This window comes from Planococcus antarcticus DSM 14505, assembly GCF_001687565.2.
Taxonomy (GTDB): domain Bacteria; phylum Bacillota; class Bacilli; order Bacillales_A; family Planococcaceae; genus Planococcus; species Planococcus antarcticus.
The window spans coordinates 1039044-1058368 of record NZ_CP016534.2; the positions used below are offsets into that span (position 1 = coordinate 1039044).

The 19325-nt window shown below is 43.3% G+C and carries 19 protein-coding genes; 10 read left to right on the top strand and 9 right to left on the bottom strand.

Going from position 1 to position 19325, the window contains the following annotated elements:
* Window positions 1-177 precede the first annotated feature (177 nt).
* The 3 genes from BBH88_RS05100 (at window position 178) to BBH88_RS05110 (ending at window position 3096) form a co-directional block, all read left to right on the top strand.
* On the top strand, window positions 178-1977 hold the full coding sequence (locus tag BBH88_RS05100; RefSeq protein ID WP_065537149.1) for a M3 family oligoendopeptidase: 1800 nt from the start codon (window positions 178-180) through the stop codon (window positions 1975-1977).
* 1 nt (window position 1978) lies between these two features.
* Entirely contained in the window at window positions 1979-2527 is a 549-nt protein-coding gene (locus BBH88_RS05105) for a GNAT family N-acetyltransferase (RefSeq protein ID WP_006830110.1), read from the top strand.
* 86 nt (window positions 2528-2613) lie between these two features.
* Window positions 2614-3096 carry a DinB family protein gene (locus BBH88_RS05110; RefSeq protein ID WP_006830109.1) on the top strand — a complete coding sequence of 161 codons (483 nt, stop codon included), beginning with the start codon at window positions 2614-2616 and terminating at the stop codon, window positions 3094-3096.
* A 7-nt stretch (window positions 3097-3103) separates the two neighbouring features.
* Here the strand turns inward: BBH88_RS05110 and BBH88_RS05115 are convergent, their stop codons facing one another.
* From BBH88_RS05115 to BBH88_RS05125, 4 genes are all read right to left on the bottom strand, one after another.
* On the bottom strand, window positions 3104-3670 hold the full coding sequence (locus BBH88_RS05115) for a beta-class carbonic anhydrase (protein ID WP_006830108.1): 567 nt from the start codon (window positions 3668-3670) through the stop codon (window positions 3104-3106).
* 244 nt (window positions 3671-3914) lie between these two features.
* Window positions 3915-4922 carry a rod-share determining protein MreBH gene (gene mreBH, locus BBH88_RS05120; protein ID WP_006830107.1) on the bottom strand — a complete coding sequence of 336 codons (1008 nt, stop codon included), beginning with the start codon at window positions 4920-4922 and terminating at the stop codon, window positions 3915-3917.
* Between the two features lie 521 nt (window positions 4923-5443).
* Complete coding sequence (locus BBH88_RS19375) at window positions 5444-5584, bottom strand: hypothetical protein (protein ID WP_169314373.1); 141 nt, start codon at window positions 5582-5584, stop codon at window positions 5444-5446.
* An 85-nt stretch (window positions 5585-5669) separates the two neighbouring features.
* On the bottom strand, window positions 5670-6902 hold the full coding sequence (locus BBH88_RS05125) for an aminopeptidase (RefSeq protein ID WP_006830106.1): 1233 nt from the start codon (window positions 6900-6902) through the stop codon (window positions 5670-5672).
* Between the two features lie 147 nt (window positions 6903-7049).
* Here BBH88_RS05125 and BBH88_RS05130 point away from each other — a divergent pair, with 147 nt between their 5' ends.
* The 4 genes from BBH88_RS05130 (at window position 7050) to BBH88_RS05145 (ending at window position 11454) form a co-directional block, all read left to right on the top strand.
* Window positions 7050-8144 carry a carbohydrate kinase gene (locus tag BBH88_RS05130; protein WP_006830105.1) on the top strand — a complete coding sequence of 365 codons (1095 nt, stop codon included), beginning with the start codon at window positions 7050-7052 and terminating at the stop codon, window positions 8142-8144.
* On the top strand, window positions 8141-9052 hold the full coding sequence (locus BBH88_RS05135) for a pseudouridine-5'-phosphate glycosidase (RefSeq protein WP_006830104.1): 912 nt from the start codon (window positions 8141-8143) through the stop codon (window positions 9050-9052). The genes BBH88_RS05130 and BBH88_RS05135 overlap by 4 nt, the downstream gene beginning before the upstream one ends.
* Before the next feature lie 111 nt (window positions 9053-9163).
* A complete protein-coding gene (locus tag BBH88_RS05140; protein WP_065537404.1) occupies window positions 9164-10471 on the top strand; it encodes an FAD-dependent oxidoreductase in 1308 nt (435 codons plus the stop codon).
* Window positions 10468-11454, top strand: coding sequence for a class I SAM-dependent methyltransferase (locus tag BBH88_RS05145; RefSeq protein WP_006830102.1), 987 nt, complete (start codon window positions 10468-10470; stop codon window positions 11452-11454). The genes BBH88_RS05140 and BBH88_RS05145 overlap by 4 nt, the downstream gene beginning before the upstream one ends.
* Window positions 11455-11791: 337 nt before the next feature.
* Here the strand turns inward: BBH88_RS05145 and BBH88_RS05150 are convergent, their stop codons facing one another.
* On the bottom strand, window positions 11792-12013 hold the full coding sequence (locus tag BBH88_RS05150; RefSeq protein ID WP_006830882.1) for a DUF1128 domain-containing protein: 222 nt from the start codon (window positions 12011-12013) through the stop codon (window positions 11792-11794).
* Window positions 12014-12071: 58 nt separating this feature from the next.
* Window positions 12072-13433, bottom strand: a complete 1362-nt coding sequence (locus tag BBH88_RS05155; RefSeq protein ID WP_065537148.1) for an alanine/glycine:cation symporter family protein — start codon at window positions 13431-13433, stop codon at window positions 12072-12074.
* A gap of 188 nt (window positions 13434-13621) precedes the next feature.
* Between BBH88_RS05155 and BBH88_RS05160 the strand changes: the two genes are divergently transcribed.
* The gene (locus BBH88_RS05160) at window positions 13622-14146 is read left to right on the top strand and encodes a YtxH domain-containing protein (protein ID WP_006830880.1); all 525 of its coding nucleotides are present in this window, start codon (window positions 13622-13624) and stop codon (window positions 14144-14146) included.
* Between the two features lie 13 nt (window positions 14147-14159).
* A complete protein-coding gene (locus BBH88_RS05165; protein WP_006830879.1) occupies window positions 14160-15056 on the top strand; it encodes a YihY/virulence factor BrkB family protein in 897 nt (298 codons plus the stop codon).
* A 23-nt stretch (window positions 15057-15079) separates the two neighbouring features.
* Here BBH88_RS05165 and BBH88_RS05170 read toward each other — a convergent pair whose 3' ends face one another.
* The 3 genes from BBH88_RS05170 to BBH88_RS05180 form a co-directional block, all read right to left on the bottom strand.
* Window positions 15080-16948 (bottom strand): heavy metal translocating P-type ATPase, encoded by a 1869-nt coding sequence (locus tag BBH88_RS05170; protein WP_006830878.1) that lies wholly within the window; start codon window positions 16946-16948, stop codon window positions 15080-15082.
* 187 nt (window positions 16949-17135) lie between these two features.
* Window positions 17136-17330 (bottom strand): SE1561 family protein, encoded by a 195-nt coding sequence (locus BBH88_RS05175; protein ID WP_154669129.1) that lies wholly within the window; start codon window positions 17328-17330, stop codon window positions 17136-17138.
* 332 nt (window positions 17331-17662) lie between these two features.
* Window positions 17663-18043, bottom strand: coding sequence for an OsmC family protein (locus BBH88_RS05180; protein ID WP_006830876.1), 381 nt, complete (start codon window positions 18041-18043; stop codon window positions 17663-17665).
* Between the two features lie 77 nt (window positions 18044-18120).
* Between BBH88_RS05180 and BBH88_RS05185 the strand changes: the two genes are divergently transcribed.
* A complete protein-coding gene (locus BBH88_RS05185; RefSeq protein ID WP_065537146.1) occupies window positions 18121-19299 on the top strand; it encodes an MFS transporter in 1179 nt (392 codons plus the stop codon).
* The last annotated feature ends 26 nt before the right edge of the window (window positions 19300-19325 follow it).

Genomic DNA, 19325 nt, shown 5'->3' on the forward strand with positions numbered 1-19325 from the left:
TTTAGTATACCTGTAGCGGTTTCAATCAACAAATATCCTTTTTTAAAAAATCCCCTAAAAATGGCGATAAGGTGAAGTGTTAACTAGAGAAGTGGAATATTGTTCCGGTTTCGGAAAGAAAAATGATATACTAAAGAAGTATTTTTAGAAAATTTAGTTTACCAGGGGGATAAAAAAATGACAGTTAACTATTCAGAAAGATGGGATTTGGATACGCTATTTCCAGGAGGCAGCGAATCACAGGAATTGCGGGTGCATATGAACGAAGCGGTAACAAAGCTTTCTGAATTTGAAGAGCAGATTCACAATTTTGAAGTGCCGACTGCAAAAGAGGACGCTCATAAACTAGCCGACTTGCTTGAGCAGATGAGCGGTTTGATGAAACACTTAAGCCAATCCGGTGCATTGATCGGCTGTCTAATGGCTCAGAATACGCAAGATAAGAAAGCAGGAATTCTGGAAAGTGAAGTGTCTTCTCTCTCGGCACGTTTCCAAAATTCTTTCCAGAAAATTCAGCAGGACTTGTCGAAAGTAGAAGGCAAAGTTTGGGCAGAGTTGTTGAACCAAGGACCTTTGCGCGAGTTCAACTTTATTTTGAACGAATGGCGTGAAGAAGCGAAAATGTTGCTGTCTGAAAAAGAAGAAAGCCTAATCACAGCACTGAGCGTCGATGGTTATCATAGCTGGAGCCAGTTATACGATATGTTGGTTGGAGAAATCAATGTAACAGTCACTGTGGATGGCAAGTCGAAATCATTATCTGTCGGGCAAGCGAATAACTTAAGTTCTCATAAAGATGCTGCCGTCCGCCAAGAATCCTATGAAAAATTAGAAGAAGCCTGGATAGATAAAGAAGAGTTTTTTGCCAAGACCTTGAATTCCATCGCCGGTTTTCGTTTAGAAACTTATAAAAAACGAGGGTGGGACAATCCGCTTCAGGAGCCGTTGCATATCAACCGCACGAAACAAGAAACATTGGATGCTATGTGGGGAGCTATCAGCAACAATAAACAACCTTTCGTCGACTATTTAAACCAAAAAGGCAAACTGCTCGGAAAAGACGGACTGGATTGGTATGACGTTGACGCACCTGTGACAGAAAGTACGCAGCAGTTTTCCTATCAGGAAGGCGCGGAATTCATCCTCAAACAGTTCGGGAAGTTTGGTCCTGAACTAGAACAGTTCGCACAGCAGGCATTTGAAAAAGGCTGGATCGAAGCGGAAGACCGTCCGAACAAGCGGCCAGGCGGATTTTGCACCGGTTTGCCGTTAAGTGAGGAATCGCGTATCTTCATGACTTATAGCGGATCAATGTCTAACGTGGCAACTTTGGCGCATGAACTCGGCCATGCCTTCCATACTTATGCTTTGCGTCCTGTCCATTCGTTGAACCGGTCATATGCGATGAACGTAGCAGAAACTGCCTCTACATTTGCTGAAATGATTGTTGCAGATGCGGCTGTGAAAAATGCACAATCCGATCAAGAAAAAATCGCCTTACTGGAAGATAAAGTTCAGCGAAGCGTGGCTTTCTTTATGAACATTCATTCGCGTTTCCTTTTTGAAACTCGTTTCTACGAAGAGCGCAAAAAAGGTGTCGTGCCTGCCGCCAGATTAAATGAATTGATGGAGCAAGCGCAAACAGAAGGATTCGCGGGTGGTTTGGCTTCAACGCATCCGCATTTCTGGGCATCTAAGCTCCATTTTTATATCACGTATGTGCCATTTTACAATTTCCCGTATACCTTCGGCTATTTGTTCTCCTTGAGCGTATATGCGAAAGCACTAGAAGAGGGAAGCAGCTTTGAAGAAAAGTACCTAGCTTTGCTTCGCGATACAGCGGTGATGTCAGCAGAAGACTTGGCGATGAAGCATTTGGATGAAGATATCACTCAGCAGGCTTTTTGGGAAAAAGGAATCGCTTTATGTGTTCAAGATGCCAAGGAATTCATTTCGCTGACATCCACTGAGGCTTAGTATGAACTTGCTTTTCGAAGGGCAGACTTGTTACCTGCGCAGTTTAATAGTGGAAGATGCAGGAGAAATGGTGCAATTGCTGCTACGGAACCGGGATTATTGGTCTGTGTACGAACCGCGTCACCGGGACAGTTATTTTTCTACAGCCGTTCAGCGGGAAAAAATTCGGGAATCGGTTTACCAGGCGAGAGAAAACAGAGAATACAGCGTGGGGATTTATGAGCATGCTACCAATAAACTGATTGGGCATATTTCTCTTTACAGCGTCAAACGAATGCCTTTTTTAAGCGCTTTAGTGGGCTATTCCATCGATGAAGCGTATATCGGCAAGGGTGTTGCGACGGAAGCCGTAAAACTGATGACTGTCTTTGGGTTTGAACAGCTCCGTCTCCACCGAATCGAAGCCTACGTCTCCCCGGAAAATGAAGGCTCTATTCGTGTCTTGGAGAAAACAGGATTTAGTAGGGAAGGCTTGTTAAAGGAGTTTCTCTATATTAATGGCGAATGGAAAGATCATTTTTACTACGCTATGATTGAAGACGAGTTTTGAAAGGGCAAGGCCACCTATAAAAAATGGTGGAAAGAGATGCAGCGTTGGTTTGAATCCTAAAAAGTGTGGAAGAAGGTGCGCGAAAGATGAATAAAGACAAAATGTTCTCTTATCATAAATGGGCGACACTGGCTTGCTTGGAACACGTTCAAACGTTTGGCAAAGAGCTTTACCAAAAAGAAGGAATAAATTCCTTTGCTTCAATCCAAGCGACGCTAGAGCATGTAATCGGAGTGGAGAAACTGTGGCTGCTGCGGATGTCTGGTATATCCAAACCGGCATTTGAACATTTCGATGTGGAAACAATAGACAAAGCGATTGAAGCCTTTATGCTGTTGTATGCTGAAATGGAATTGTTTTTTGCTTCTTTATCTCAACACCAGTGGCAGGAAACGCTCGATTACCAGAATATGCTTGGAGACGATTTTTCCACAACTAGAGAAGAAATGCTATTCACTTTTGTTAATCATGCCAGTTACCATAGAGGCCAGATTACATCTTTCCTCCGGCAATTCGGCAAGGAGGGTGCAACCCTCGATTATATCTATTACCAAAAACAAAACCGCTGAGAATTTCTCAGCGGTTTTCGTTTCCGTTGATAACAACATCTAGTTTACCTGTGGTCGGATCGATGACCAAGCCATGGACAGGAACTGTAGTATCCAGCAAGGGGTGGTTTCGAACCATATTGACGCTGTGGGCGACACTTTCCGTTACATCATCAAATCCACGGAGCCAGCCTTCTAAATCAACTCCGGAATACTCCATCATGTCGATGGTTTTTTGATCTACTCCACGCTTTTTCATCTTCTCAAGGATTTTTTCGGGTTTAATAGAGGACATGCCACAGTCATGGTGTCCAATAATATAGATTTCATCTGCATTCAATTCGTATACGGCTACGATCAGGCTCCGCATGATGCCGCCAAATGGATGGTTGATGACAGCCCCGGCACTCTTGACAATTTTCACATCACCATTTTTAAAGTTCATCGCTTTTGGCAGCATTTCAAAAAGGCGCGTGTCCATACATGTCAAAATAACCACTTTCTTGTCAGGGAATTTGGTGGTCATAAACTCCTCATAATGCTTTTCCTTCACAAACTCTTCGTTATAATCCAAAATTTCATCTAATAAAGCCATCTGTGCTTCCCCCTCATCGATTGCTACTCTTTCAGTTTAATCCAAATTTCTGAAAAAGGCGAATTGAAACAAGTATAATATGCGAAATTAAGAATAAAGTCATATTTTCACGTTTTTTTGATAGCAAAACCCTTTATTATGGAAGCTTCTTCAAAAAAACCATTCCATTACGAAGGGGATCCCGTCAAAGAAAAGAACAAAGGTAAGTCCACTCACTCGGGATCTGCCTTGATTCTTTCAATGTTTAACGCGACATTTTCTCCAGTTGTTTGATCATGCCAAGTGATAGTCCTGTTCCAATAGCAACAGACTCCAGCGGCTGCGGGGCGATGTGGACAGGGACCGAAATTTCTTTCGACAGCCACTCCTGCATACCTTTCAGCAATGCACCGCCTCCTGAGATGACAACTCCCTGGTCGACCATATCACCGGACAGTTCAGCCGGGCAATTTTCCAAGGTTGCGCGAATGCATTCCAAAATAGCGGACAACGATTCTTTCAGCGCTTCCTGCGTTTCAAGAGAACTTAAATTGATGGTTTTCGGCAATCCGCTCATGATGTCACGGCCGCGAATTTCCATGTTTTCAACTTCATGAGGAACGGGCGCATAGCCGATTTCCTTTTTGATGTTTTCAGCAGTGCGTTCACCGATCAGAACATTGTAATGTTTCCGGACGTAGTGGATGATGTCTTCGTCCATGCGGTCGCCGGCCACTTTGACCGTGTTAGAAGAAACCACTCCGCCAAAGGAGATGATGCCGACTTCTGTAGTACCACCACCAATATCCACGATAACGCTTGCGACCGGTTCACTGATGGGCAAATCTGCGCCTATAGCGGCCGCTACGGTTTCTTCAATCAAGTGGACGGTCTTAGCACCGCTTTGCTTTACTGCATCGTGAATAGCGCGACGTTCGACTGTCGTAGCTCCAGAAGGCGTACAAACCATGACATTGGGTTTCCGAAAAGCGCTGCCGAGTTGCTTGGCCGCTCTTTGCATGATGATTTTCAAGAGATCTCTAGTGACATCAAAATCTGCAATGACACCGTCTTTCAAGGGACGGATGACCAGAATGGAATCAGGAGCTTTGCCGAGCATGGCTTTTGCTTCATCGCCAATGGCCAGAACAGTCCGTGTTTTCGCATCCAGTGCAACCACGGAAGGTTCATTTATGATAATGCCTTTCGCTTTTGTATAAACCAATATATTTGCGGTTCCTAGATCGATACCGATATCTATTGCAGAAAACATACATGAATTCCTCCTATGAATAAAGACGCTGACTAGTAAGAATTTTACCATTATAGAGGAGTAAGTGAAAGTGTCGAAGGAACCTAAAGCGTAGCCGAAAAGAAAAATACTTTCGTTTCCATACAAATTAAACTCAAAATCTACGCTAACATTGATTCGGCTATACGTATTCCACAAATTTTCGCCTAAAATCTCGTACCTTAGAATTGCTGTGCTGGCTGCGTCGCAAAGCCATTGCCCGAACTCTTCGTTCAATGACTTTGCTGCTGGTGCAGTAAAGCTACATTCAGGAAGCCCCTCAGGAGCTTGCGACGAAGAGGCTTAGCTGCAACTGGTAACGCGATTGTCGCACCAGTTGCATGATCCACATCCTGTGGGACCAAAGCATCCGCCTGGAAAGATTTCCTCGCCTAACTCACGTTTCTTAGCGGAAAAACTAACTTTTGAGTTCAAATTATACAATATATTGCGCAGCAAAGAACATAAAAACCGGCTCCAATGAAGAAGCCGGTTTTTGTCGCTTAGTATTTTTTTTCAGGGATAGGGTCTACATGCTCTGCATCGTGCGAATGGAGCTCTTTCCCAAGAAAATGAAGAAGCGTAAAGAAAAACATGAAAATTACGACCATAAAGCCGAGTGTGACAGTAATGCCATAAATCATAATGATAACTCCTTTCTTACCTGTAATTATCAATATTTAGTATACCTGATTTTGCAGGAAAAAATAAGTGTCGAATTATCGATACTTAGAATGCCCAGTTGCCAGCGCGGAAAACCGGTTCACGCGAGCCGTCTTCCAATACGCCGTCGATGTCCATTTCTGAAGAGCCAACCATGAAATCGACATGGGTAATGCTTTGGTTCAAGCCGGATTTTAACAACTCTTCTTGCGACATCGTTTTCCCACCTTCGAGGCAGAATGCGTAAGCACTTCCGATAGCGAAATGGTTTGATGCATTTTCATCAAACAAGGTGTTGTAGAACAAAATATTCGAATCAGAAATCGGTGACTGATGAGGAACCAATGCCACTTCACCAAGGAAATGAGAACCTTCGTCTGTAGCAACTAACTGCTTCAAGACGTCTTCGCCTTGTGCAGCTGTTACATCAACAATTTTTCCATCCTCAAACGTCACTTTAAAGTCATCGATAATGTTGCCGCCATAGCTCAATGGTTTCGTGCTGGATACATAGCCGTTTACACCTGTTTTATGCGGCACTGTAAAAACTTCTTCAGTCGGCATATTCGCCATGAAAGGATCGCCTTTTTCATTGATCGATCCAGCTCCACACCAAAGATGTCCTTCTGGAAGAGCGACTTCCAAATCTGTTTTAGGTGATGTGTAATGAAGTTTTGCGTATTTCTTGTCATTCAAGTAATCGACCTTGGTGTGCAGCAGGCGGTCATGTTCACTCCATGCCTCGATTGGCTGATCCAAATCTGCACGTACTGCTTTGAAAATTGCATCCCACAACGTGTCGATTTGTTGCCCTGCCGGTACATCTGGAAAGACTTTAGCTGCCCATTTTTGGGAAGGTGCTGCAATGACAGTCCAGCTGATTTTGTCTGATTGGACGTACTGACGGTATTTGCTCAACGCTTGTCCAGTTGCTTTTTGTGAAGCAGCAATTCGCTTTGAGTCGATGCCTGCCAAAAGATCTGGACTTTGGGATACTACGCTGATAAAAGCAGCGCCTTGTTCAGCTAATTGCTCACGTTCCTGTACTTTCCAGGCAGGATATTCCGAAAATGAATCTTCTGGGGCCAATTCAAAGCGTAGACGCGAAACCGCATCGTCATTCCAATCGACGTAAACCTGCTTAGCGCCTGTTTCGTATGCCTTCTGTGTAATCAAACGAACCAACGGAGCCAAGTCGATGGCCGCAGCAATGTAGAGTTGTTGACCAGGTTGGATATTTACTCCCACTTTTACAGCTAGTTCAGCATAGCGGGACAATTTTTCATTAAAAGATGTCAAATAAATCTCTCCTCTCATCTCTTCTATAGTAGCAATTTTCAGTCACAGCCTGCAATGATTTGTAACGATATTCGAAACATTATTTTTCTTGCTTTTTTTATTATAAAAGTTTATGATTTAAACAAATGTTTGGGCGGGGGTGGTAAAATGAATCAGAAAGAAGTAGAAATACTGGAATTGATTCGGCGAAATCCGTACTTGTCTCAACAGGAAATGGCGGAACGTTTGAATATGTCTAGGCCATCGCTGGCTAACTTTATTTCGAATCTGATGCGCCAAGGCAAGATTCTGGGACGCGCGTACGTATTGCCAGAAGAAAAAACAATTATTTGTATCGGTGGCGCCAATGTGGATAGAAAATTCTTGATCGATCAGCCGGCGCAGATGGGGACCTCAAATCCGTCATCAGTTACCGGCAGTGTCGGTGGTGTGGCAAGAAATGTTGCCGAGAATCTGGGACGGCTTGGCCACTCAGTCAAACTCTTGTCTATTGTCGGCAATGATCCGGAATGGAATGTGATCGAGTCAGCTTCAAGCCTGTTCATGTCAACTGAATTAACAAAAGCCATTGACGGGCTTTCGACAGGAACGTATACGGCGATCTTGGAGCCGGATGGCGAAATGCTGCTGGCAATGGCTGATATGAAGATCTACGATTTCTTGACGCCGGAGCTTATCTCTAAAAATGACAGTACTTTGTTGTCAGCTGCTTTTCTCGTAATCGATCTAAATTGTCCGCTCGAAACCGTAGAATATGTTCGGCAGTTGGCTTTTACCAATAAAATCCCGCTAGCTGTTATTCCGGTATCTGCTCCAAAAATGGATCGTCTGAGCAATGATTTGACAGGTATCAGCTGGTTGATCCTGAATCGGGACGAAGCAAGTAAGTATCTGCAGATGCCGATTGATTCAAAAGATGACTGGCATCTGGCCGTTCAACAGCTTCTGGATATGGGAGCGGCAGCGGTGGTCGTCACAGGAGGGAAAGATGGAGCGATAGCGGGGAATTCCATTGGCATCCGCCATTACCATTCGATGCAAGTCCATCAAGTCGCTGATGTAACGGGAGCTGGAGATGCATTTTCCAGTGCCATTATCCATAGTGTGATGAATGATCAAGGGTTTGAAACTGTTATTCATACAGGTATGGTCAATGCAGCCAAAACATTGGAAAGCAAAGCGACTGTTCGTCATGAACTAACATCGGTACAACTACAAAAAGAACTGGAGGAATTACAATGACATCAATAATTTCTTATTCAACTGAAGTACAACAAGCACTAGAGGGCAAAAAACCGATTGTGGCACTTGAATCGACGATCATCTCACACGGTATGCCTTATCCGCAGAATGTCGAAACGGCTCGTATGGTCGAGCAAATCATCCGTGATAATGGAGCAGTTCCTGCAACCATTGCAATTATGGACGGCAAGATTAAAATTGGTTTGTCTAAAGAAGAGCTGGAATTGCTCGGCAATACGCCTGGAGTTGCTAAAGTTTCAAGAAGAGATATTGGTCAATTAATCGCCACAAAAAAAATCGGAGCTACAACTGTCGCAGCAACGATGATTTGTGCAGAACTTGCAGGCATCCGTATTTTCGCTACAGGTGGCATCGGCGGGGTACACAGAGGGGCTGAGACGACAATGGATATCTCAGCAGATCTGGAAGAGTTATCGAATACTGGAGTTGCTGTCGTTTGCGCGGGTGCAAAATCTATTCTGGATATCGGGTTGACATTGGAATACCTAGAAACAAAAGGGGTACCGGTCATTGGATTCCAAACAGATGATATGCCTGCATTCTATACACGCTCGAGTGGTTTCGATCTAACTTTCCGCAGCGACAATGCAGTAGAGCTCGCGCAAGTCCTGAAAGCAAAATGGGATTTAGGAATAAAAGGTGGAGTAGTTATCGCCAATCCAATTCCTGCAGAACATGCCTTGGAAGAGTCATTCATCAACGGTATCATTGCCCTGGCTATGGCTGAAGCGAATGAAAACGGCATTTCTGGCAAAGAAGTTACGCCATTCCTTCTAGGGAAAGTTAAGGAATTGACTGAAGGAAAAAGTTTGGTCGCTAATATTGAATTGGTCAAGCATAATGCGAAAGTAGGAGCAGAGCTCGCTGTAGCATATAACCAACTTTAAGAATGAATTGTGAAGAGAAGTCCATTTGTGGGCTTCTTTTTTTGTAGGAAAGGTTTAAAGGGTTTTCAGTGTCCTAAAGATAGGGTAAGGAGAAAGAAGGGGATGACGCAGATGAAAACTGACGTATTCATTGGCGGGGGTGGGATCGGTGGATTGACGCTGGCATTGAAATTGGTAAAGCGCGGCATCGATGTAGTCCTCGCCGAACGGATGGCTGTCAAGGCACCTACCTATAAGGGGGAGCTCCTTCAGCCAAAAAGCATGCAGGTATTCGATAGCCTCGGATTATACAAGCAGATAAGTGATCGTTCTAACGAGATTAAAGTGTTAGATATGCTTGAACTTTCAAGCTCCCTGCAAGTAAAAGATCAAGCTTTCATGGATTATAGTGTGTTGCCAGGAAAGTATAATGCTGCTTATATGATGCATCATGAAGAGTTGAAGTCAGTCATTTTAAATGCAGCATGTGAGTTTGGAAATTTTCACTATTTAAAAGGCACTGCCTGCAAAGGATATGGAGAAAACACAGCGTTACTTCAAAAAGGTACAGAGAAATTCGAAGTAGAAGCCAAATTTTTCTTTGGAGCTGAAGGCCGTTCTTCCGTCACACGTAAAGCGATGGAAATTGAAGTAAAACAAACTACGTACAACCATCATTTTTTAACGGTCACTTTCCCGCGAGCCGAAGATTTTACTGATGGTAAAATTATTTCTACATATAACCGCTTTTTAGGACTTTTCCCATTACCGGATAACCAAGTTCGTAGTGTATATTTAATTCCACCAGGAGATTACAAGCTATTAAAAGAAAAGCCAATTCGTCACTTTCACAAACTATATACAGATTTGGCTCCTGCGGTAGATGGATATGTCCAACAACTTACCGATTGGAAAAAAATCCAATTGATGATTCCCGTCATGTACCATGCTAATTCTTACGTGAAAGGCAACAAGGCTATTATTGGTGACGCCAGCCATGCTGTCCACCCGATGGCAGGGGAGGGCATGAATATGGCAATTCAGGATGCCGATATTCTTGGTGAACTGACAGCAGATATATTCGAAGAAAGCAAAATGGATCAAGGTAATTTAAAATGGTATGAAACTGTCCGCTACAAACGTGCAGAGCATGTTATTCAGCTGAGCCATTTAGCAGCACTTGCTTATTCGTTTCCATTCAAACCGGTGAGCTATATACGACAGCGGACATTTGATCGCATGGAGGAGGATCCGATTCTTCATTTTAAACAGATGCTGAATGTTTCAGGGCTTGGCATGTGGAAAGAAAATTTCCGTGATCGCTTTATTCAAGGAGGAATTATGCCAGTCCGTATGAAAAATTTGACAGAGGATACGAAAGAAATGAAGTATTATACACCGGAAGACGATTATCCATGGAAAACGGAGGGACTCAAATGATTGATGTTATGAAGATGTTTAAAGCAAGAATGTATATGAAGCGTAACGAACCATTTTTATACAGCTGGCATGCGTATGTGGGCTATGAACTAGATTTGTTTAAAGCCTTTGAACGTCCGGTAACTAAACACGATGTAGCGGATGCACTGCAATTGGACGAAGACTTGCTGAATCAATGGGTGAGCGTGGGGGTATCAATCGGGCATTTGAAAGAATCAGGAAGAAAACGCTACAAAACGTGGAATGCTTGGAAACTACCAAAACCCAAAGGCAATAATTCCTCAGGCGTTCTGCTGAAAGAAATGATGGAATTACATATTCCAACGCTTTTGAGTTATCCCGATATGATGCGTAAACAAGAACGTTTGCATTACGATGAAGAAAAGCATGCACCAACTGTGGCGGAAACAAGTCGATTGCTAGAAGTATTGGCTTTGCCAAAAATAACAAGGCGTCTGAAAGAAACAGCAGCTGATACAGTGTTAGATATTGGCTGTGGTGAAGGGGGTTATATTAAAAAATTAGCGGAACGTTTTCCAAATACACATTTCACTGGAATCGAAATCAGCCCTTCCGTAACAGAAGTCGCGAAAAAACTGACAAAAGAAAATCAGAATATCTCCATTGAAAACGCTGATCTTTGGCAATACAAACCTGCCGAGCCGCAGGATATGGTCATGATGAATAACGTTATCCACTATATCGACCTCGAAAAACGCCAAGAACTATTTAATGAACTGGCTAGCTGGGTGAAAGAAAAGGGAATGTTATCCGTAATCACACCCATTGCTGGAGGCAGTGATAGCCCACCTTTCGCTAATGTCTTTAATAGCTTTTTCTCGTCATTCGATAACTTATACCGTTTGCCTGAGCGTGAAGAATTAGCCGAGTGGGGAGAACAAGCAGGACTCGAACTACTCAGCATCCAAACCGTCATAAAAGAAGGCGGCTGGTACGTCGTGCATTATGAAAAGAAAAGCTGAAACGACCGCTTTGCTCCGACAGGCATAAGATGAACTTCCGAAGCGGCGAACTTTGCCGCACAGGAAGGACAGCTTATGACCCGAGGGGCAGGTCGTTGAAGCTAGACAAAGAAAAGCTGAGGAAGCCGTTAAGGTTCGACAGGCATAAGACAGACTGGCGAAGCGGCGTGTTTCCAGCCGCACAGCCGGGATGACTTATGACCCGAGAACCTGGCTTCTGAAGCTGGACAAAGAAAAGCTGAAACGACCGCTTTGCTCCGACAGGCATAAGATGAACTTTTAATGCTACAAAATCAAAATCCCCTGAAAGGTTACCCTTCAGGGGATTTTGACTGTCTTATTTCCGTAATGAACCAAGTTCTGTGGCAATGGCTTGCATTTCACTCGTACTGAACTTGTCCCGAGTGGAGACCATTTCATAAAGTTCATGCAAATCTTCGTATTGTGAAGCGTTGAAATGTTCAGCTTTCATTGCATCAACATTGACCATGCGCAATTTCGCTTTTATTTCTTCAATCATATAACTGACGTTTTCTGTAGAAGGTTTTGATAAGTCCATGATAAGTTCCTGCCTTTCGGATGGGTATGCTTTATCATTTCATTATTCAAATGTAATGTCAATTTCCAGCTCGTTCGGCTTCTTTTTCTTCTTTGATTTTGGCAATGATACGTTTTGTCTCGTAGACAATGACGCCAGATAGACCAAGAAGTCCGATCAAGTTCGGGAACGCCATCAAACCATTCATGACATCAGAGAATGTCCAGACAACATCCAGTGAAACCGTTGCCCCGACGAAAACCATCAACACGAAAGCGATACGATAAACAATTAGCAATGCTGGATTCTTGAACAAATATTGGAAGCATTTTTCTCCGTAATACGACCAACCGATAATAGTGGAAGATGCAAAGAAAATCAAGCCGATAGCTACGATGATCGGACCTGCACCTCCCAGGAATTGTTCGAAGGCAGCTGTTGTCAATGCAGCTCCCTCAAGTGACTCATCTGTATAAAGACCAGACATAACAATTGTAACGCCTGTAATTGAACAGATGATGATCGTATCGAAAAATACCTGTGTCATGGAAACCAGCGCTTGACGTCCCGGAAGATCTGTAATTGCAGCAGCTGCTGCAATCGGAGCAGATCCTAGTCCTGCTTCGTTGGAGAACACGCCTCGCGCTACACCATATCGAATAGCCGCACCGATAGCACCACCGACTGCGGCTTCACCTGTAAATGCCGCACTAAATATTGTGGCTAAAGCACCAGGAATTAGATCCATATTGAAAATCATAATGATAATTCCTGCGATTATGTAGAATAGCGCCATAAAAGGAACAAAGTATGAAGTGACGCGGCCAATGCTCTTAATGCCGCCGAGCAGTACCAAAGCAGTAAATATTGTTAGAATGATTCCTGTAATCCATGTTGGAACACTGAATGTATCGCGGACTACGGAAGCAACAGAGTTTGATTGTGTACCGTTGCCGATTCCGAAAGCGGCAATCGCGCCGAAGATGGCAAAAAGAACTGCCAACCATTTTTGTTTCAATCCGTGTTCAAGATAGTACATCGGTCCTCCAGCCATCTGGCCTTTGGCATCGACCACACGGTATTTGACTGCCAGTACAGCCTCTCCATACTTAGTGGCCATCCCGAAGAATGCAGAAAACCACATCCAGAAGACAGCACCCGGTCCACCGAGAATGACCGCTGTTGCAACACCGACGATATTACCGGTCCCGACTGTCGCCGCCATTGCGGTGGAAAGTGCCTGGAAATGGCTGATGTCCCCTTTAGAGGTTGTGTCCGTGTTTTTGGTGAAGACCAATTTCAAGGCGTAAGGCAATAGACGGATCTGCAGAACGCCGAGTCGGATAGTTAAAAAAATTCCAGTTCCTACTAATAAAATCAATAAAGGCGGTCCCCATACGTAACCGCTGACAGTGCCCAATAGTTCTTCGATCTGTGCCATTAATACTCCCCCTTTTTCTCTTCTTTTCTTTCTTTAAAACCTCCTATAAACATAATATTCCGAAACTTTTTCAATATAGTCAAGCTATTTTAAAAAATAACTTTTATTTAAGTGTTTAGATTTTTAAAGATTAGGGAAAATTCCTAACAGATGTGAAAAACATATTTTATACTGGGAGGAATTTAAGGATGAGCCAAAACAAATTGATGACAGGTTTATTAGTAGGAGCAGCAGTGGGGATTATTGTCTCACTACTTGATAGTAATACAAGAAACGACGTTGTGCAGAAATCAAAAAAAGCAACTAACAATGCAAAATATTATGCTTCAAACAGAGATGAATTGGTGCAGGCTTTCCAGCATCAGGCTGAAAGAGCACAAAATCTGTATTCACGCATTTCTGAAGATGCATCTTATGTGGGCAGCAAAGTAAATGAGTTGAAGGAAATGTCTCCACAAGTGAAAGAAATGGCACTGGAAACAAAAGAGGCATTTATGGAAACAAAAGAGGCAGTCCTTGAAACGAAGGACGATGTAATGTCAGCGGTGAAAGAAGACAATCCTTCTCCGAGTTCATCTTTGACAGATGATACGGATTCCTCTTCAGAATCAAACAACAATTCGTCGTCAAATAACAACTCTTCAACATCAAATAACAACTCCGGGACAGGCAATCAGTCTGGCACGAACTCAAATCCCGGGAATCGGTCGTAATCCGATTACTCCTATGAAACCTGCAGGACAGCAAAAGAACCAAGACCTTGATCATTCAGTCAATTATGATGTGACTACGGGGAAAGGTTTTCTGAAAGAATTGCTTCAGCGGATTAAAGACGTCGACGTGCCAGGACTTGGAGCACAGTTGGCGTTTTTTTTCCTCTTGTCAATTTTTCCTTTGCTGATTTTCCTGGTAACCCTGTTGCCGTATTTGTCTTTATCGCAAGATCAAATTTATAGTTTCATGGAAGAAGTTGTTCCGGCAGAGGTTTATTTACTGATTGAGAGCACACTGGAAGAAATTTTGACGAATCAAAACACCGGATTGTTATCATTTGGTATTTTAGCGACGATTTGGTCGGCAAGTTTAGGTATGGATGCTTTGATCAAATCTTTAAATCTTTCTTATAAAGTAATGGAAAATCGCCCGCTCCTAATCGCACGGGGAATGTCGATTTTGATGACCATTTTGTTGATTTTTATTTTAATAGTTGCTTTGGCTTTGCCCGTTTTCGGTGAGCAGCTTGGATTGCTGATTTTTTCGTTTCTAGGATTGGAAGAAGGATTTCTTGCTCTGTGGAGTTCAATCCGCTTCACCATTCCGGCGATCATCACATTTGTTGCCTGTGTAATTATCTACTGGCTAGCTCCGAATGTGAAGATGAACATTTTGAGCGTTCTGGCAGGAGCAGCATTTGCTGCAATCGGCTGGCTGTTGACTTCCTATCTATTTTCAATTTATGTCAGTAATTTCGGTAACTTTTCAGCTACTTATGGCAGTATTGGTGGGGTTATTATCTTGATGCTCTGGCTCTATATCTCAGCCATGTTATTGATAATTGGTGGACAGATCAACGCAGTGATGAAAGAACGTCGGCATTTTAAAAAAAGAAGGCATCCTGAATGATTACCAATTCAGGATGCCTTTTTCTATACATTTCGATTGAGCATGCGTAAGCCGTTTAAAATGACCAAAATCGTGCTACCTTCGTGGCCAATGACGCCAATCGGCAAGGTGATGACTTGGAAAAAATTAGAAATAATCAAGAGAATGATGACAGAAACTGAAAAGAAGATGTTTTGTTTCACGATGCGCTGCATTTTTCGAGAAAGGCGGATTGAGTAGGCAATGCGCGATAAATCGTTTTTCATCAGAATGACATCAGCAGTTTCCAGAGCAATATCGGTCCCTGCACCCATGGCGATGCCGGTCGTTGCCGTCGCCAGCGCAGGAGCATCATTTATACCGTCACCCGTCATGGCCACGTACTGATATTTTTCCAGCAGTTTTTTCAACTCTTTCACTTTATCTGCCGGCAAGCATTCGGCAATATAATCATCGACGCCTGTTTCCTTGGCAATAACGGCTGCCGTTTTGCGGTTATCACCCGTTAGCATGATGCAGTAGATGCCTACTTTTTGCAGCTCTTTAATTGTTGATTTGGTGATATCACGGACCGTATCCTTCAATGCCATGGCCGCAAGTATTCCGTCATTGTCACGAACGAAAGTGACTGTTTTTCCTTGGTTGGCCAGTTTCGTCAAAAGTCCATTTTCAAATTCTTCTGCCAGCTGTTCATCTACAAACTTAGGTTTTCCAACGAGAAATTCTTCCCGGTCAATAGTTGCTTTTAAGCCATTGCCCGGGACATCTTCAATGGATAGGTTTGGCAACGGAACAATACCTTTTGATACGATAAAATCATTGATGGCTTTGGCTAGCGGATGATTGGATTGAGACTCGATTCCAGCAATTCTGGCCATCGCAAGTTGAGGATCCGCTCCTTTTCGAATGACAAAATCCGTAACTTCGGGCTGGCCCCGCGTTAATGTGCCGGTTTTATCAAAAGCGATGGCTCGGACCACACTTAAGTTCTCGAGATGCATACCGCCCTTGAAGATGACGCCGCTTTTAGCTCCATTGGAAATAGCAGCAAGCGTAGCAGGCATGATAGAAGCGACAAGAGCACAAGGCGAAGCCACTACCAGCAGGACCATGGCCCGGTAAAAAGTCGTATTCCAATCCCAAACAAAAAGATAATGTGGCACAAACAACATGAGTACAAAAATGACAAGCACAACTTTTACATAACGACCTTCAAAGCGTTCGATAAATTGCTGGGAAGGAGATTTCTCGCTTTGTGCAGATTGAACCAAGTCGATAATTTTCTGGAACATGGTTTCAGAGCTGGGCTTGGTCATTTCCATCGTGATGGCCCCTGACAAATTGACTGTCCCTGCAAATAGTTCATCTTCTTCATACTTTGAGACAGGAAGAGCTTCGCCGCTAATGGCAGATTCGTCTACAGCGGTTTGGCCGATGTGCAAAGCGCCATCCACCGGTATCCGTTCACCCGGTTTTACGACAATAAGGTCGCCTGTGCTCAGCTCGTTTAGAGGGACCCGCACCGTTTGCCCTTCTCTAATCAGCCAAGCGGCTTCGGGTTGCAGTTCCATTAAGGAAGTGATTTCTTTGCGACTTTTGTTCATTGTGTATGTTTCTAGCGCGCCACTTAAAGAAAAGATGAAAATCAGGATGGCGCCTTCTGCCCAATAACCAATGATAGAAGAGCCGACTGCTGCTAAAATCATTAAGATTTCAACATTTAATTGTCTATCTTCTAAAGTTTTCAATATGCCGTATTTAGCTTTGGCATAGCCACCAATTACAAAAGCTAGTAAAAAGATAATGACTGAATAAGTGGAATACTGTTGTAGGTCTAATATAAAAGCGATGACAATTAAAAATCCTGAAAACAACGAGGCAATCAATTCGATATGTGTTTTTAAAAATAGCATGAGTGGCACCTGCCTTTCTGGATCCATTTGTCGAATTTAAAATTCTAAAGGACGTAGGTGCAGAAGGAAAAAATTAAACTTCTATTATTCTGTAGTCTATCACATTATTTCTGAGTAATAGAGAAGCTTGCCCTAAAGTAAAAGGCAAAAGAAAAATCCATTGCCTGTCCGGCAACGGATTTTCTGCTCATTGTTTTTCAGCTGGGCGACCCTGGAATTGTTTCATCTTGTCATCCAAGTCATCGACCATCGCGATTAAGCGATCAATATCTTCAAGTTCCGTGTTTTCAGGTTCAATAGCATCTAGTACTTCCAAAAACATGCTTAAGCGTTGTTTCATATAAGAGACCTGCTGTTCTTTGTTGGTAATGGATTTCCCCACTTGATACACCTCATTTCGCATGTTAATCGTAACGGATAATGGGGACAATTTCAATAACTATAGGTAGAACTAATTATTTTACTGGTTTTTATATTTTGAATATTTACTTAATTTAAAGTTTGTGTTAAGTTAAACTTAATCAATAGAGAGGGGAGGCCGAAGGGAATCAGCGAAACCAAACCACAACATCAGCAAATTCAAAGGAGGGGGTTCGCACATTTCATCGGTGTCTTAGCCGAAAATGGGATTATGAAAGATAACTTAACTGTATATAAAACATAAAGGCTCATCCGCAATCTGACATCAGATACGCTATGAGCCTTTTATGATCGTTAATGGATTTCGAAGGTTTCAATGATTTCAATAGAATCTTGGACCGATTGCACCATTGAACAATTTTTCCGGGTCAATTCCAAAATGCGGGGCATTTTTTCTTCGTTGATATCCCCAGTGATTACAAAGTGCAGGTGAACTTTCTCCACTCGGTCAGCCTCTTCTTCATTGCGCACAATTTCTTTTACTTCAATTTGAATATCTTCAGCAGGCATTCTCATCTTTTCAAGCACTTTCCTCATGACCCCTCCGCTGCATACTGCTAACGACGAAACCAAGAGTTGATACGGACGGAAACCGTGCTCTTCGTTGCTCGAAATTTGAAGCTCACCAAAGGGCAAATGCCCTGTAAAGCCATTTTCGTTCATTGAATAATTCATCCCTAACGCCTCCTATGTTAGAATTGTATCTGAATTCTTATTAAATACAAAAAAACGTGCTTATTCAGGGAGGCATCATGAAGAATTTCTTAAAAAGTGAGCGTGGTCGGTTTTGGATTCTAGTGACCATCGTCTCCATATCCGGTTTTTCGCAGGGGATGCTGCTGCCGCTAATCGCGGTTATTTTTGAGCAAGATGGTGTCTCATCTGCTTTGAATGGCCTGAGTGCCACCGGTTTGTACATAGGTACGTTAGTAATTGCTCCATTTATGGAGCCACAATTGCGAAAGTTCGGCTACAAGCCACTGATTTTAGTCGGAGGGGGATTGGTTATCCTTTCCTTACTTTTTTTTCCATTGTGGAAATCGGTGATGTTTTGGTTTGTACTCCGCATTTTAATTGGCATCGGTGACCAAGCATTGCACTTTTCAACTCAAACTTGGATTACGAGTACGTCGCCGCAACACCGTTTGGGACGCAATATCGCTATTTACGGTATGTCTTTCAGTATCGGTTTTGGAGCAGGCCCTCTTTTTGTGCCGATGGTAGAAGTGTTTGAAGCTTTGCCATTCATCGTTTCAGGGTTGCTTTGTCTGGCAGCTTGGTCATTGGTTTTCTTGTTGAAGAATGACTTTCCGGAATTCTCTGGAGGTTCCATGACTGCGAAAGGAACATTGGGGCGTTTTAAAGCAGCTTTGCTCATTGCGTGGGTCGCGTTTTTGCCTCCGCTTGGTTATGGTTTTCTTGAAGCCTCACTCCACGCGATTTATCCGGTCTACGCTTTGCGCCAGTCGATGGAAGTAGGTATGGTCTCCATCATGCTGGCAGCTTTTTCAGCGGGGGCGATTGCAACACAACTGCCATTGGGAAATTTAAGTGATCGAATCGGCAGAAGGAAAGTCCTCCTGCTAATTCTGGCGGGGGGAGCAGCTGTATTTACCATAGCCAGCTTCTACGAATCCAATCCCTGGCTAACTGTAGGATTTTTTGCACTAGCCGGCATGTTTGTCGGTTCTACGTTTTCGCTTGGCATTTCGTATATGGCGGACTTGATGCCGAAAGATCTATTGCCGACGGGCAATTTACTGTGCGGAATCGCGTTCAGTATCGGGAGCCTGGCAGGGCCATCGCTGGGTGGCCTGTTTATTGAATACTCGGGAGGATTCAGCTTCTTATTGCTGATCGCCGGTATTCTGTTGCTGATTTTGATGCTGATTGCATTGAAAGGCAATACGACAAGGACAGATGTTGTATAAAGTAAGCCGACAAAAAAGCTGGATCA